At 40.5% G+C, this 15,547-nt stretch carries 13 protein-coding genes; 10 read left to right on the top strand and 3 right to left on the bottom strand.

Translation table 11 applies throughout. The annotated features are described in order from the left end of the window. Positions 1–18 precede the first annotated feature (18 nt). From HL290_RS09685 to HL290_RS09660, 6 genes are all read left to right on the top strand, one after another. The gene (locus HL290_RS09685; RefSeq protein WP_198496319.1) at positions 19–843 is read left to right on the top strand and encodes an alpha/beta fold hydrolase; all 825 of its coding nucleotides are present in this window, start codon (positions 19–21) and stop codon (positions 841–843) included. 15 nt (positions 844–858) lie between these two features. After that, positions 859–1,653, top strand: a complete 795-nt coding sequence (locus HL290_RS09680) for an SDR family oxidoreductase (protein ID WP_198496318.1) — start codon at positions 859–861, stop codon at positions 1,651–1,653. A 15-nt stretch (positions 1,654–1,668) separates the two neighbouring features. Next, positions 1,669–2,460 (top strand): aspartate dehydrogenase, encoded by a 792-nt coding sequence (locus HL290_RS09675; protein WP_003653106.1) that lies wholly within the window; start codon positions 1,669–1,671, stop codon positions 2,458–2,460. A 13-nt stretch (positions 2,461–2,473) separates the two neighbouring features. Continuing rightward, positions 2,474–3,940, top strand: a complete 1,467-nt coding sequence (locus HL290_RS09670; RefSeq protein ID WP_198496317.1) for an aldehyde dehydrogenase — start codon at positions 2,474–2,476, stop codon at positions 3,938–3,940. 39 nt (positions 3,941–3,979) lie between these two features. Further along, positions 3,980–5,620, top strand: a complete 1,641-nt coding sequence (locus tag HL290_RS09665) for a thiamine pyrophosphate-binding protein (RefSeq protein WP_198496316.1) — start codon at positions 3,980–3,982, stop codon at positions 5,618–5,620. Positions 5,621–5,775: 155 nt separating this feature from the next. Then, entirely contained in the window at positions 5,776–6,972 is a 1,197-nt protein-coding gene (locus HL290_RS09660) for a hypothetical protein (protein ID WP_198496315.1), read from the top strand. Positions 6,973–7,029: 57 nt separating this feature from the next. Here the strand turns inward: HL290_RS09660 and HL290_RS09655 are convergent, their stop codons facing one another. Further along, complete coding sequence (locus tag HL290_RS09655) at positions 7,030–8,328, bottom strand: MFS transporter (RefSeq protein WP_198496314.1); 1,299 nt, start codon at positions 8,326–8,328, stop codon at positions 7,030–7,032. Positions 8,329–8,566: 238 nt separating this feature from the next. Between HL290_RS09655 and def the strand changes: the two genes are divergently transcribed. Together def and HL290_RS09645 are read left to right on the top strand one after the other, a co-directional pair. Further along, positions 8,567–9,049 carry a peptide deformylase gene (gene def / locus HL290_RS09650; protein ID WP_003653096.1) on the top strand — a complete coding sequence of 161 codons (483 nt, stop codon included), beginning with the start codon at positions 8,567–8,569 and terminating at the stop codon, positions 9,047–9,049. A 177-nt stretch (positions 9,050–9,226) separates the two neighbouring features. Beyond that, the gene (locus HL290_RS09645) at positions 9,227–10,549 is read left to right on the top strand and encodes a glutaminase (RefSeq protein WP_004641747.1); all 1,323 of its coding nucleotides are present in this window, start codon (positions 9,227–9,229) and stop codon (positions 10,547–10,549) included. On the opposite strand, the gene HL290_RS09640 is transcribed toward HL290_RS09645, so the two are convergent. Beyond that, positions 10,516–11,304, bottom strand: a complete 789-nt coding sequence (locus tag HL290_RS09640) for an AraC family transcriptional regulator (RefSeq protein WP_005042304.1) — start codon at positions 11,302–11,304, stop codon at positions 10,516–10,518. The two genes, HL290_RS09645 and HL290_RS09640, sit on opposite strands and share 34 nt — an antisense overlap. Before the next feature lie 105 nt (positions 11,305–11,409). On the opposite strand from HL290_RS09640, the gene HL290_RS09635 reads away from it, so the two are divergent. Then, the gene (locus HL290_RS09635) at positions 11,410–12,630 is read left to right on the top strand and encodes an MFS transporter (RefSeq protein ID WP_198496313.1); all 1,221 of its coding nucleotides are present in this window, start codon (positions 11,410–11,412) and stop codon (positions 12,628–12,630) included. A gap of 279 nt (positions 12,631–12,909) precedes the next feature. Beyond that, on the top strand, positions 12,910–14,133 hold the full coding sequence (locus HL290_RS09630; protein ID WP_198496312.1) for a hypothetical protein: 1,224 nt from the start codon (positions 12,910–12,912) through the stop codon (positions 14,131–14,133). Positions 14,134–14,285: 152 nt separating this feature from the next. Here the strand turns inward: HL290_RS09630 and HL290_RS09625 are convergent, their stop codons facing one another. Beyond that, complete coding sequence (locus HL290_RS09625) at positions 14,286–15,431, bottom strand: aldose epimerase family protein (RefSeq protein WP_198496311.1); 1,146 nt, start codon at positions 15,429–15,431, stop codon at positions 14,286–14,288. Positions 15,432–15,547 lie beyond the last annotated feature (116 nt).

Here is a 15,547-nt window from a genome sequence, read left to right as displayed (position 1 = left end):
TAAGGGAAAGGAATAAAAATGATGACACTCATTGAAAAGTTAGCAGAATTTCCGGTTAAAACGGTGACTGTTCAAGGCCAGCAACAAGCATATCGAGAAGCCGGTCAGGGCGAATACCTCGTGCTGTTACATGGCATTAGTTCAGGTTCTGCTTCTTGGGTGAACCAACTTGAAGTGCTGTCTCATCATTTTCATGTCATTGCCTGGGACGCACCGGGCTATGGCTTGTCAGATGAACTTTTAACTGATCAGCCGAATGCTACAGATTATGCAAAGCGTTTGGCAGCGCTGTTTGAAGTTTTAAAAATTGAAAAAGCAATTGTTGTTGGCCACTCATTAGGTGCCTTACAAGCGAGTGCATTTGCTGCACTTTATCCAGAACGAGTAGAGCATTTGGTGATCGCCAATTTGGCTCAAGGCTACCAACGCCACGATGAACAAACACAAATTCAGGTTTTTGAAAAAAGACCAAAAATGTTGAAAGAGTTAGGCGCTAAAGGAATGGCTGAAAGCCGTGGGCCTCATTTGATTTATAAACAAGAACCACAAGCCTTAGCTTTAGTTTCAGAGGTGATGCAACAGTTGACCCTACAGGGATTCACACATGCATCGTACTTACTTGCCTATGACGAAATACGTAATTATTTAACAGATTTACAAGTCCCATGCACAGTGATTGCAGGGCAGCAAGATCAAATCACTCCTGCGTTAAGTATACAAGAGCTTGCTCAGGAATTGCAGTTGGAACAGCACTACATCATCCAAGATGCAGGACATCTAAGTTATGTCGACCAACCGCAAGCATTTAACCAAATTATGTTGACGATTCAGGAACAATCGTAAGAGAGATTAAGGATTATGAGCTTCCAAGTTGAAGGAAAAGTTGCAGTTGTTACGGGTGGCTCCTCTGGGATTGGGCTGGCTGCTGTTGAAATACTGGTTGCAGAGGGTGCAAAAGTAGCTTGGTGTGGTCGCGATGAAGAGCGCTTGAATGCTTCAAAACTCTATATTTTAGAGAAATATCCACATGCCAATATTTTTACCAAAGCATGTAATGTGTTGAAAAAAGAAGAAGTTCAACAATTTGCCAAAGACGTAAAACTCAATTTGGGCAATGTTGATATGCTCATTAACAATGCTGGACAAGGCCGCGTTTCAAACTTTGAAAATACGCAAGATGAAGACTGGATGAAAGAAATTGAGCTGAAGTATTTCAGTGTTTTACATCCGGTTCGGGCTTTTCTTGAAGATTTAAAACACTCTGTAAATGCATCGATTACCAATGTGAACTCGTTACTGGCATTGCAACCAGAGCCACACATGATTGCCACTTCATCAGCACGAGCTGCGTTGTTGAATCTGACACATTCTTTGGCTCACGAGTTTACTCAGTATGGTGTTCGTGTGAACTCGATTTTACTGGGAATGGTCGAATCCGCGCAGTGGAAGCGCCGTTATGAAACTCGCTCAGACTTAAACCAGTCATGGGAAGAATGGACAGGCAATATTGCTAAAAACCGCGGTATTCCAATGCAGCGTTTAGGCCGTCCTGAAGAACCAGCCCGTGCTTTAGTTTTCTTGGCATCTCCATTGGCATCGTACACCACAGGTGCGGCACTCGATGTCTCAGGTGGTTTTAATAAACATTTATAAATATCAGGTGCTGTCATGAAAAAGTTGATGATGATTGGTTTTGGCGCAATGGCAGCAGAAGTGCATGCTCACTTGCCTCAAGATTTGCAACTGAAATGGATTGTCGTGCCGTCTCGTAGCGTTGAAAAAGTTCAATCACAAGTGTCTTCAGAGATTCAGGTGATTTCAGATATTGAGCAATGTGATGGCGCGCCAGACTATGTCATTGAGGTGGCAGGTCAAGCAGCAGTGAAAGAGCATGCTCAAAAGGTTCTGGCTAAAGGTTGGACCATAGGCCTGATTTCGGTTGGAACTTTAGCTGATAGTGATTTTCTGATTCAGCTCAAACAAACAGCTGAAGAAAATAATGCCCATCTGCATTTACTCGCAGGTGCCATTGCTGGCATTGACGGTATTTCAGCAGCCAAAGAAGGTGGCTTGCAAAAAGTCACTTATAAAGGCTGTAAAAGCCCAAAAAGCTGGAAGGGTAGTTATGCAGAACAATTGGTCGATTTAGACCATGTGACTGAAGCTACGGTCTTTTTTACCGGAACTGCTCGCGAAGCTGCCATGAAATTTCCAGCAAATGCCAACGTCGCTGCAACGATTGCACTTGCTGGGCTTGGAATGGATGAAACCATGGTCGAGTTAACCGTTGATCCAACAATCAACAAAAACAAACACACCATTGTGGCAGAAGGTGGCTTTGGGCAAATGACCATTGAACTGGTTGGCGTGCCGTTAGCAAGTAACCCGAAAACATCAACTTTGGCTGCGCTTAGCGTGATTCGTGCTTGTCGCAACAGTGTAGAAGCAATACAGATTTAAGAAGGATTTGATCATGGCAAAGGAAATTTATATTGCAGGTGAATGGCGTTTGGGCCGCGGTGCGGTCATCCAAAGCCTTTTTCCGGCAGATCAGTCTGTCAATGCAGAAATTTCGACTGCAACGCTTGAAGATGTGAATGAAGCGATTGAAAAGGCTGATCAGGCTTGGCGTCAACCAAGCTGGAGAAACAGTTTGCCGCATGAGCGTGCACGTATTCTCTACAAAGTTGCAGACATTATTGAAGCGCGTGTCGATGAATTGGCAAAACTACAAACACGCGATAATGGTAAGCCTTTAACCGAAACACGTGGTTTGGTGATGAGTGCTGCGGCGACTGCACGTTATGTTGCAGCGGCTTGTGAAACGCTGAATGATGAGCTAACCACTCAACGTGCTCCAGACTTTATGACCATGAGCGTGCATGAACCTGTAGGCGTTGTGGCAGCAATTACACCTTGGAACTCTCCAATTGCGAGTGAAGTTCAAAAGCTTGCCCCAGCTTTAGCAGCAGGAAATGCAGTGGTGTTAAAACCAGCAGAAGCAACGTCGCTGATTGCTTTAGAACTTGCCAAAATTTTTGAAGAGGCAGGTTTACCAAAAGGCTTACTCAGTGTGTTAGTTGGTCGTGGTTCGGTTATTGGTGATGCAATTGCTCAGCACCCGTTGGTTCGTAAAATCTCTTTTACAGGAGGAACAACCACGGGTCGTCATTTAGCTCATATTGCAGCGGAAAAACTCATTACCACTTCGCTTGAGCTAGGTGGTAAGTCACCAACAATCGTTCTGCCAGATGCTGATGTAGAACTTGCTGCTAAAGGCGTAGCGTACGGTATTTTTAGTTCGGCAGGCCAAGCGTGTATCGCAGGTTCTCGCTTGTTTATTCATAGCAGTCTTTACGATCAGTTTTTAACGCGTCTGGTTGATATTACCAAAGGCTTACGCGTGGGCCATCCTGAACAGGCTGGTGTGCATTTAGGGCCACTCGTAAATGACAAACATTTGCAGTCGGTTGATCGCTATGTGCAGCTTGCTAAAAGCGAAGGTGGTCAAGTTTTGGTTGGTGGCGAAGCATTGACAACTGGTGACTATGCCAAAGGCAGTTATTACTTACCCACTATTATTACAGGTTTAAGTAATAGCGCCCAAACCTGTCAGGAAGAAATTTTTGGTCCTGTTTTAGTCGTCATGAAATATGACAACGAACAAGATTTGATTGCTCAAGCCAATGACAGTTGTTTTGGTCTTGCAGCTGGCATCTGGACTGAAAGTTACCGTAAAGCTTGGCGTATTGCACGTGTGTTAGAAGTGGGAACCGTGTGGATTAATACCTACAAAAAGTTCTCGATTAGTGCGCCGTTTGGTGGCTTTAAAGACAGTGGTATCGGGCGCGAAAAAGGCCGTTTGGGCATTTTATCGTATATGCAGCAAAAGAGTATTTATATGGGGCTGAATGAACAGCCTAACCCTTGGTGCGATTAATAGATTCAAGGATTGAAAAACAAATTTTGAGGAATAGACATGACTGAACGTGTAAATGTAGGCGAAGCAATCGCAAGAGTTTTAGAAGCGCACCAAGTTGATAGTATTTATGGTGTTATTTCCATCCACAATTTACCTATTGCCGACGCAGTAGGGCGCCGTGAAAAAATGCGTTTTGTTGCTGCTCGTGGTGAAGCTGGTGCGGTAACCATGGCAGATGCACATTCACGCTTTAAAGGCTTAGGTGTAGCACTGACCAGTACTGGTGCTGGGGCTGGCAATGCGGTAGGTTCACTGATTGAAGCGATGAATGCGGGTAGCCCTGTATTGCATTTAACAGGTCAGGTTGAGCGTGAATATCTTGACCGTGATGCAAGTTTCATTCACGAAACCAAAGACCAACTTACGTTTTTACGCGCATCAAGCAAAGCAGCATTTCGTATTACAAGTCCAGACAATGCAGTGGGCGTAATTCGTGAAGCCATCCGTGTGGCAACAACTGTTCCAATGGGGCCGGTAAGTGTTGAGTTGCCAATTGATGTACAAGCGGCAGAAATTGATTTGCCACTTAACCTTGGGCCAGTCAAAGCATTGCAATTGCCACAAGCAGATCAAGCTGAAATTGATCTTCTTGTGAGTGAAATCAAAAAAGCAAAACGTCCGATTTTTTGGATTGGCGGTGGGACTTTAAATAGTGTTGCTGAAGTTAAAGCAATTGCAGATTTAGGTATTCCTGTTGTGTCATCTACGCATGGTCGTGGCGTATTGGCAGACGATCATCCACGTAGTTTGGGTGCATTCCACAACTCGGCAGCGGTTGAGCAGTTATTAAAAGATGCTGACTTAATGGTTGTATTGGGTTCTCGTTTACGTAGTAATGAAACCAAAACTTATTCGGTTGAATTTCCTGAAAATATTATTCAGGTTGATGCTAACCCAATGGCTCAGCAACGTAATTACAAAATTCGCAACTTCATTTGTGGTGATGCCAAAGATGTCTTAACACGTGTGTTGGAACAGCTTCAAGGTACTTCAAAAGTTGATGCCGATTACGATGCGGCTGTAGTTGCTGCAAAACAAGCTGCAATTGATGCACTGCGTAAGCAAATCGACCAATACGCTTTAATTTGTGATCACTTGCGTGCAGCTTTACCTCAAGACGGCATTTTTGTACGTGACATCACCATGTCAGGTAGCACATGGGGTAGCCGTTTATTCCCTGTACAAGCACCAAACCAAAACATTCACTCACTCGCGGGTGCAATTGGTTTAGGTCTTGCAACTGCAATCGGTGCTTCGGTTGCTAACCCTGACAAAAAAGTGATTGGTTTGGTAGGCGATGGTGGCTTAATGCTTGGCATTGGCGAAATTGCGACCATGGTGCAAGAAAACACCAACATGGTCTTAATGATTATGAATGACGGTGGTTATGGCGTAATGCGTGGCATTCAAAATAACTACTTTGGTGGTCGTCAGTATTTCAATGAATTGCATACACCAGACTACAAACTTCTTGGCGAATCAATGGGTGTGAAGAGCTGGAAAGTCGGTAGTGCAGATGAGTTTAAAACTGTCATTCAAGAGGCGGTTGCATTTGAAGGACCAACGGTAATTGAGCTCGATATGAACTCGATTGGACCATTAAACTTTGCGGGTCCACCGCAAAAGAAACTGTATTAACCAGTTTGGATGGTTTAGTACATATGCGATGGGAGCTGCTAAGCCATCCTTTTTTTAGATATATTTTTTTATCTAAAAAACAATAAAAACGAAGTTTTACAGGTAAAACAAATAAAGTTCCAGCAGGATGCTGGAACTCAATCAAGGATGTAGAGATGAAAAAGACTTCATTGATCATGGCATTCATTGCACCACTCGCTATGGGGATGAGTGCAAGTGCGTTTGCAAAAGACTCATTACTTGAATGGAAAAGTGATGATGGAACTGACTCTTTAAAGTTAGGTGGGGTGGTTCGGTTAAATCAGCGCTATGAAGATTGGGAAGGGCCAAACCGTGGTTTTGGTAAGCTTTATTTTGATATTTTCAGGGTAGACCTAAAAGGTAAGTTTGATGATGCATATATCAATGCGAGCTATCTGTTCCAAGACCAACAGAAAACCTCCATTGAAAAAGCATATGTCGGTTATAACTTAGATGCCAATAACAGTATTGAAGCAGGTTTGGTCTATAAGCCATTTACGATTTATCCATATCCGCAAAATGGCTGGACCTATCACATTCCGTTCTTTTTAGGTTATGGCAACAATATTGCACCGGGACTTAACTGGAATTATCACGACAAAGATTGGGATGTAAAGCTCGGTTATTACCCGCAAATGCTAGAGACCAACTTGCGCTATTCGCCTGAAAGTGCAACTTATGATGACCTGGAAGAAAATGCATTTCCATCTCAAAAAGCCTACCAGAATGAAAAGCGCCATCAGTTTAATACCCGCATTGTGCGTAAGTTAGAAACTGATTTTGGTAAACAAGAGGTTGGTGTGTCTGGTGCGATTGCCCAGTTACATAATAAAGTCACCGATAAAGATGGCAAGTATTATGCGGTTGGTTTGCATACCGACAACAACTACAAGCGCTTTAACTTACAAAGTTCAGTCATTCACTATCAATACGACGCTAAAAATCCGGATGGTGTAAATAGTGATATGACTTTAATGGGCAATAACGGTTTTACACCTGCCTATTTCATCGCTTCGGAAGGAACGATTGCCAGTTTAAACCTTGCCTATACTTTGCCTGTCACGAATATGGGCAAGCTAAAAGCCATTAAGTTTTATAATGACTATAGCTATCTCGATAAAAAACGTGATGATTGGTCAGATTCGCAAATGAACACTACAGGCATGATGTTTATAGCTTCACCATTTATGGTTTGGGCAGATTACACGTGGGGCAAAAACTCAAATATTATTGGTGGGGCGACCAACTCAACGGGTTATACCTCGGCTAGTTCGCCAAACAGCGACAAATGGTTATACCGTATTAACTTTAATATCGGTTTTACTTTCTAAAGTGAACAGCATTAAAAAACCACGCAACTGGCGTGGTTTTTTAATGAGTTAATATTTTTAATATCTAGATTTCTCAAACTTATTCCAAAATACAAAAGCAGTCACAAAGGCCAAAATAGTGAGCGCAAAAATATAATACATCGCACCGATATCACTATATTGACTAAGCCAATGGACTAAAGGCAGTGTCATACCACCAACAATTGCATAAGATAAATTATAAGAAAATGAAATGCCCGAGAAGCGAACGGGTGCAGGGAACATTTTAACCATGCTGCTCGACACCATACCAACAGTACCTGAGCAAAGACCTAGCAACATATATAAGCCAAAAATGGTTGAATGTGCGGTGTGACCTAAACTGTTATAAAAAACTGCTGCTGTAAGTGCCACGGCAAGTGCACCAACCATCATCACTTTGCCACAGCCAAAACGGTCAGCAAAATAGCCTGCCAAAATACAGCCAACCATTTGCATGACAATGGCTGCGCTTTGCATTTCAAAAGTCTGTGCACGCTCAAAACCAAATGAACCAATCAATAAATTTGGCATGGCTAAAATCACCACCACCACACAGCCTGTCAAAAACCATGTAAATAACATTCCAATAACAACGGCTGTTTTATGTGTTTTTAACACTTGTTTAACCGGCATTTCTTTTGAAATTTCTTTACGTGCCTGCATTGCCTTAAACACAGGTGTTTCTTTTAAATAGGTCCGTAAATAAAGTGCGACTAGACCAAAAATACCACCTGCAATGAAAGGAATACGCCATGCCCAGTCATGGATTTGTCCTTCACTAAAATTCAGTGAAATCCATAAAGACATCAGCGCGCCTAGTAAAATTCCTAAAGACAGTCCGGCAGTTAATAAACCATTTGCCATTCCAATTTTTCTTTCGGGAACGTGTTCCGACACAAATGTCCACGCGGCAGGAATTTCACCTCCAATAGCAATACCTTGCACCACACGCATGAGCAATAAAAGTAGCGGTGCCAAATAACCAATATTTTCAAAAGTGGGCAATATCCCGATAAACAGAGTAGGCAGAGCCATCAGTAAAATAGAAAGCGAAAATAGTTTTTTACGCCCGACTAGATCGCCAAAATGGGCCATTACAACCCCGCCTAAAGGCCTAAAAAAGTAACCTGCTGCAAAAATACCGTAAGTATTGAGCATGGCCCAGAAAGGACTAAGCGTACTTGGGAAAAAGAGGTCGGAAATGATTTTGGCGTAGAACACATAAATCACAAAATCGTAAAACTCTAAAGCGCCACCGAGTGAAGAAAGGGCGAGGGTTCGTTTATCTTCTTTATTCAGATAGTTCGCATCCTGCAACGTTAATTCTTGATCCATTTTTTACTTAATTGTTGTAATCGAAGCTTGGATATTAATGGAAAAGTGAATTAAAAGTAAATGGAGGAAATTTGTGCTATAGATGAGTGTAGATTGGGTTAACCAAGAAAAGACAAAACGGTTTAAAACTAAAAACGCTTTAGATTAAACAAAAACAGATGTAGGAATGGCTTTTCTTTTGAGCCGTTCAGCGACACAATAAAACTTGTCATAGCTAGTTTAATGAGAGATTCAAGGGATGAGTGTAGTTTTACCTGTAGCTAAGCGCGGTGAAGACATTTTAAAACTGATTGCTGCACCTGTCTCATCTAGTGAGCTGAACAGTGATTGGCTTTATGGGCTTGCAGCCGCCATGCATGCCACTATGCTTGAACGTAATGGTGTAGGAATTGCTGCACCTCAAGTCTATATCTCTAAACGAGTCATTATTGTGGCTTCTCGACCAAACCCGCGCTATCCCGATGCACCTGAAATGGATGCGGTGGTGATGGTGAATCCTGAAATTTTAGAGTTTTCGAGTGAAACTCTCTTAGGTGAAGAAGGTTGCTTAAGCGTGCCAGATGAACGTGGACAAGTTGAACGCGCAGAAATGGTAAAGGTTAAATATTCAACACTTCAGGGTGAATTCGTTGAAACGATTTTTCACGGTTTTCCTGCTCGTATTGTTCAACATGAAGTCGATCATTTAAATGGAGTGTTATTTGTAGAAAGAATAATCTAATCTTCTGTTTAAAGTTTTGAAAAACGTATAATGAGCTTGAAATAAAGAAGTCAACGGAATTACAATACTTATAGCGTGATTTTTAATTCATTCAAAAAGTATAATTTTAATATTATCAGCAGGTTGTGCTGAAAAATTGCTCTAAAGCGCAAATCTCCTCATTTAAGGTTACGGACCATGAAAACCCCTCTCCCAGATTATTTGGCAAATGTGATAGAAGCCTGTGAGGTAGATAATAGCGGGCATCTAGCTGACTATATTCCAGAGTTGGCAAATGCAAATCCAGACCGATTGGCTTTGGCAATGTCTACGGTAGATGGTGAAATTTATTCGATCGGCGATGATGATACTGAATTCACCATACAGTCAATTTCTAAACCGTTTGTATATGCTTATGTTTTACAACAGCTTGGCATTGATGCGGTACTCGCTAAAGTAGGGGTGGAGCCTTCAGGGGAAGCTTTCAATGAAATTTCATTGGGTAAAGATGGCCGTCCGAAAAACCCAATGATCAACTCTGGCGCAATTACTGTACATTCATTGATTCAGGTCAAACATGGTCTACATAGTGCAGAAATTCTACGCCGTTTTATGAGCGAGCTTGCTGGTCGCGAATTAAGTTTTGATGAGTCTGTTTACGATTCGGAAGTCAAAACAGCCTATCGTAATCTTTCGATCGGTTATATGTTGCGAACTGTCGGAATTTTAGAAACTGATCCAGTCGATATTGTGAATGGTTACATTCGTCAATGTGCAATCATGGTTACAGTTAAAGATCTGGTACGTATGGGCAGTGTACTTGCCAATGGTGGGGTCGACCCTAAAACCGGAAAACGCTTATTGAACCGATCTGTAGTGAGACAAGTACTCAGTGTCATGATGAGCTGTGGTATGTATGATGCCGCGGGTGACTGGCTTTCAACTGTAGGTATTCCTGCTAAAAGTGGTGTAGCTGGCGGTATTTTGGGGGTGTTGCCGGGTCAGGTCAGTATTGCTGCTTTTTCACCTCGACTAGATGAGCATGGTCATAGTATTCGAGGTATCGATATTTTAGAACGATTATCTCGTGACATGGGATTACATCTCATGGAAGGTACACCTTCTGCACAAACCATTGTACAAAGCCATTACCGTACAGGAAAAGATGCGTCATTAAGTGTGTATGTGCTTCGAGGTGTATTGAAATTTACCGAAGCTGAAATGTTGTTGCGTATTTTACAAGACGAGACAACTGATCAAAGCACAATCGTGATTGATTTGACCCAGATTTCGCTTATCCATGATGTGGGTAAACGTATGTTCTTAGAAGGTGTAGATCGTCTGATTGATGATGGTCATACACTCGTTTTGGTTGATCCAGAACAGCGTTTAGATCATGCGAGAACCGGTAAAGATCGAGAACTCCATGTCTATCATGATTTCGATGATTTGCTCGAAAAGCATGACCTACCTGCAAAAAAAAAGACTTATAACGACATCGCGGCACTTCTAAATTGCTGAGGTGTTTTTCCGAGATGTCGTTTAAACATCGCACTGAATGCACTGGGATTATTATATCCCAGTGATTCAGAAATTTGAGCAATCGATTCACCATTCGCGATTTTACTCAAGGCAAGTGCGATATGCATTTGCTGTACCCATGCCCGATAAGACAGTCCAGTTTCTTTTTGGAACATACGCATTAAGGTTCTCGAACTCGCACCAATATCATCAGCCCAATCTGTTAAATCTTTTGAGTGATTAGGCGCGTGTAATAACGCTTGGCAAATTTTTAATAATCGTTTGTCTTTTGGCCAAGGAATCTGGATAGGCAGCAAATTGGCTCGATGAATTTCTTCAAAAATCAAAATTTGTAAAGAACGAGAAAGCTCTTGAGAGGTGACAATATTTGGAGTCTCCTCTTGTTCAATTTCATTCAAACGAATCAAAAGCTCATGCAACAGGTTGCTCACCCGAATAATAAAGCAATGTTGCCCCATTAAAGCAGCTGCATTTACTTCAACTAACGCCGTATTTAACTTAACGTGACTCAGTGAAATTACACTGTGCTCGACATGGGCAGGAATCCATAACGCACACATGGGCGGCACAATCCAGACATTATTCGGTGTAAACACCTGAATGTTTCCTGTAGACGCATATAAAAACTGAGCGCGAGTATGCGTATGAGTCGGCGTGATTTCTCGGTAGGCATGCTCGGAAGATAGCCCAATCACAAGTTCAGACAAATCAGACTGAATAAGAGAATCGGACATAATCTATCCTAAAAATTGTCACTTATACGATGATTATTGGAAGATAACTTTATAAGCGACAATTTACAATAAGCACCTTACTTAAAATATTGGAGTTTTTCAGGTATGACGTCTTCAATACAATTGAAAGATGGTATTGCCAATACCGTTGCAAATGATCAGCCTCAAGGAATGATTATTAAAATTGTAGGTGCTGTGGCGGTTGCACATTTACTGAATGATTTGATTCAAGCAGTGCTACCAGCTATTTATCCAATGCTCAAAGCAAACTTTTCGCTGAGTTTTGCTCAAGTTGGCCTGATTTCATTTGTATACCAAATTACAGGTTCACTGCTACAGCCTTGGATTGGACTTTATACCGATAAACATCCAAAACCGTATCTTCTCCCACTCGGAATGGTCGTCACATTCTGCGGCATTATTTTGTTGGCATTTTCACCAAGTTTTGCTGTGTTGTTGTGTGCATCTGCCCTTATTGGGGTTGGGTCTGCAACCTTTCATCCAGAAGCTTCGCGGGTGGCGCGAATGGCATCGGGTGGACGTTTTGGTACGGCTCAATCGACTTTTCAGGTGGGTGGAAATACAGGTACTGCCATTGGCCCATTGTTAGCAGCTTTACTTATCGTACCGTTTGGACAGCATGCAGTTGCAGGTTTAGTTATATTTGCACTTTTAGCTATTTGGGTTTTATTTGGTGTAAGCCGTTGGACGATTGGTCATGCAAAAAATCAGGTAGCTACACGTGTAAACCAATCACAGAGTAAATTACATGGTCGTAAGCTCATTATTGCCTTGAGCACCATTAGTGTGTTGATGTTCGCTAAATTTACCTACATTGCCAGCATTAGCAACTACTTCACTTTTTACTTAATTCAAAAGTTCCATATCAGCATCCAGACCGCCCAGTTGCATTTGTTTGCGTTTTTGGCAGCTGTTGCTTTAGGTACATTTGCAGGTGGCCCAATTGGTGACAAGATTGGTCGTAAAGCTGTTATCTGGGTTTCATTTGTGGGTATGGCTCCATTTGCATTAATGATGCCGTATGCAAACTTGTTTTGGACAACAGTCTTATCAATTATTACTGGTTTGGTGTTGTCGTCTGCTTTTGCTGCAATGGTGGTTTATGCACAAGAAGCTGTTCCGGGCCGTGTGGGGATGATTGCTGGTTTAATGTTTGGTCTTATGTTTGGGGTAAGTGGTATTGCCGCAGCAGGGCTAGGGCATTTGGCTGATGTTAACGGCATTGAATGGGTATTTGGATTGTGTTCATTGTTACCATTATTAGGTTTCGCAACCGCATTTTTACCAAATACAAAGGTTAAATAAAACCATCACTCCGTTGTTTTAAATCCTCCAGTCTTAAAAAGGTTGGGGGATTTTTTATTAGAAAAGAGAACTATATATTAGGGTGATAAATTTATTTTAATTAAAAATAATAAAGTTAATTCAATAGGCTATCTTGTCCTATGAAAAAAATTGTTTAAAATCGCAAGGCAATATATCAAGACATAAATTGATAATATTGTAGAAATAGTAATAATTTCTTAATTTATTGAATTTATTGAATTTATTATATAAAATAAAATTTATTATGGGTGGTATGAAGTGTTCGCTATTAAGCAATTATCATTAAGTGTTTTTCTCGTTTCTACATTAACTTTAGTTGCATGTGGTGGGGGTGGTGGAGGAAGTTCTACGGACGGTTCTTCTACATCTTCAAAGTCAAATCCTAATGAAATCCCGACTTTATCATCCACTCCATTGATTAATTACACTACAACTTTTGAGCAAAATCTCACTATAATTAATGAAAAAAATAATGGCATATCAACCCAGCTTGTTCCAAGTAATGGATCTAGTAAAAGTGTGATTGAACCTAGTTATAGTGTAAGAACTTATGGGAATTCAGGGCTTTCATTTTATTATAAATTAGATAGAAATCAATTTGTTAGGGTTGAATATGATAAGCTTTCTGGTAAGGTGGTAAGTGCAAGAATTGATACGGAGAAATCTTCCTTAACTTGTAGGGATGATAAATGGACTCCTGAAGGTTGTGAAGGAATTAGTGTGATTTATGATGATCGTACTGGTGATTCAACACTATTATTTAATAATAAAAAATTTGAAGATTCATATTACTCGAATAATGAAAAGGTAACGTATTTAGTTACATTGAATGGTACGGTAAAAGGGAGTATTAGTAGTAAACCTTTAGAATTTACAGATTTTGAAAAGACCCATAATGGTGAAATTACTGTTAATGGTAAGAAAATGGATATTCTTCGAGCCTATATGAGGGATACTCAGCTTGTTGTTCAATTTACGAATGGTGAGAGCTTATATTTGCTTACAGGTAAATCATCAGGGCTGGTTAACACTTATTATACAGGAGAAGAGATTCTCTCTAGTGCGGCGGCTATGGGAACATTAAAAAAACTAGATAACGATCGAGTAAATGTAGAATTTAATAACGTTTACTTTAATTCAAAAACTGGATCTAACTCTAAAATAGCCTCAGGAAATATTACTTTAATCAATAGTTACGCCAAAATTGATATCTCAAATGTAGGAAAAATTGATACAAACGAGGTTTATGCTTATGAACTCTCTAATAAAGAAATAACTTACTTTATTACATCTACTACTGGGCATGGTTATATCACTGTTCAAGGTCAAAATCCTGTGAATATTCAGATAAATGGCTATTCTTGTACTTTAAGTGATTGTAAAAATGTATTGATCTCTAAAGATGGTTCTTATATCCAACTGAAGGGTACAAAGCTGGGTGATGTGAGTGTGACTGGTTCAATTCGAACAAATATTCATTAAGTGATTCATTTCACCTTGGACTATTTAGATAGGAGTGAGGTGACGGTTAATATTCGGCATTTTACGAACACAAAAGTTAAATAAATGAAAAGACTCTCAGTCATATTAAACTGAGAGTCTTTTTTAGATAAATATAGTTCCAATTCAAAAGACTATTTTTGAATACCAAATTTAAATACGGTGACACTGTTATACGTTTGATTTGGGTTCAAACGTGTAGAAGGGAAAGTCGGTTGATTGGGGCTGTCTGGAAAATGCTGTGTCTCTAATGCTAGAGCATCTGCTTGTCGATAAAGTACGCCGTTTGCACCAGCAACATTTCCTAATAAATGATTCGCCGTATACATTTGAACGCTTGGTTCAGTGGTTAGGACCTGCATAGTCCGTTTAGATTTTGGATCAACAACATTAGCCGCAAGATTTAATTTCCCTTGAGACTTTTGGTTAATCACCCAAGTTTGGTCATAGCCATATCCATACGCCAATTGCTGATGATTCGCTCGAATATCTTTTACAATTGCTTTAGGAGTCCGAAAATCAAAAGGTGTACCTGCAACTGAAGCAATTTCACCTGTTGGTAACGAATTTTGATCGGTTACCAATATACGGTCTGCATTGAGCTGTACCACATGATCGAGTACGCCATACGGATTGTTCCCAGCTCCTGACAAGTTGAAATAACTGTGATTGGTGAGATTGACGACTGTCGGTTGATCAGTTTTGGCCTTATATTTAATCTGGAATTCATTTTGGTCTGAAAGACTGTATATCACCTCCACATCTAATTTCCCGGGAAAACCTTGATCACCATTTGGACTGGTTAACTTAAGAGAAGCTTTGACGGTTTCACCTTTGGAAACGAGGGGCTTAACTTGCCAAATACGTTTATCAAAACCAGGATTACCGCTATGTAATGAATTCGGTCCATTATTTTTTTCAAGATTATAAGTTTTTCCATCTAAGCTAAATTTAGCATTACCAATCCGGTTCGCATAACGACCAATTAATCCGCCAAAATGAATGCCTTCCTTAGTATCAGTGACTTCATAGCCCTTAAGATCATCGAAGCCCAAAACGATATTATTTTGTTTACCTTGTGCATCGGGAGTCAAAATTTGTGTAATTACGCCACCAAAACTAATAAAAGATACAGAGACTCCTTTGCTATTGCTCATGGTGTATAGATCAACTTTTTGACCGTCTTGAGTTGTGCCGTATGGTTTTACATTTAATGTGGCTGCATTCGCAATTTGTGCAAAGCCATAGATCGTAAAACTTAAAATTACTAATTTTTTCATGTTTATACTCTATTTTGTAATGGTAGGATATTGATGAATATAAGATTGATTTTTCATCTTTTTAAAGAGTTTTTTATTATACGGTGTTAATGATTATTAACTCAGTTCATTTTAGG

This window comes from Acinetobacter sp. AC1-2 (genome assembly GCF_016124155.1).
Taxonomy (GTDB): Bacteria; Pseudomonadota; Gammaproteobacteria; order Pseudomonadales; family Moraxellaceae; genus Acinetobacter; species Acinetobacter calcoaceticus.
Note: the sequence above shows the minus strand (reverse complement) of the source record. Positions and strands in the feature narration are given on the sequence as shown.

Excerpts from the sequence above, each read along its gene's own strand:
- HL290_RS09665 (WP_198496316.1), top strand. The coding sequence starts at position 3,980 with ATGACTGAACGTGTAAATGTAGGCGAAGCAATCGCAAGAGTTTTAGAA.
- HL290_RS09660 (WP_198496315.1), top strand. The coding sequence starts at position 5,776 with ATGAAAAAGACTTCATTGATCATGGCATTCATTGCACCACTCGCTATG.
- HL290_RS09645 (WP_004641747.1), top strand. The coding sequence starts at position 9,227 with ATGAAAACCCCTCTCCCAGATTATTTGGCAAATGTGATAGAAGCCTGT.
- HL290_RS09635 (WP_198496313.1), top strand. The coding sequence starts at position 11,410 with ATGACGTCTTCAATACAATTGAAAGATGGTATTGCCAATACCGTTGCA.
- HL290_RS09670 (WP_198496317.1), top strand. The coding sequence starts at position 2,474 with ATGGCAAAGGAAATTTATATTGCAGGTGAATGGCGTTTGGGCCGCGGT.
- def (WP_003653096.1), top strand. The coding sequence starts at position 8,567 with ATGAGTGTAGTTTTACCTGTAGCTAAGCGCGGTGAAGACATTTTAAAA.
- HL290_RS09640 (WP_005042304.1), bottom strand. The coding sequence starts at position 11,304 with ATGTCCGATTCTCTTATTCAGTCTGATTTGTCTGAACTTGTGATTGGG.
- HL290_RS09625 (WP_198496311.1), bottom strand. The coding sequence starts at position 15,431 with ATGAAAAAATTAGTAATTTTAAGTTTTACGATCTATGGCTTTGCACAA.
- HL290_RS09685 (WP_198496319.1), top strand. The coding sequence starts at position 19 with ATGATGACACTCATTGAAAAGTTAGCAGAATTTCCGGTTAAAACGGTG.
- HL290_RS09655 (WP_198496314.1), bottom strand. The coding sequence starts at position 8,328 with ATGGATCAAGAATTAACGTTGCAGGATGCGAACTATCTGAATAAAGAA.
- HL290_RS09675 (WP_003653106.1), top strand. The coding sequence starts at position 1,669 with ATGAAAAAGTTGATGATGATTGGTTTTGGCGCAATGGCAGCAGAAGTG.
- HL290_RS09680 (WP_198496318.1), top strand. The coding sequence starts at position 859 with ATGAGCTTCCAAGTTGAAGGAAAAGTTGCAGTTGTTACGGGTGGCTCC.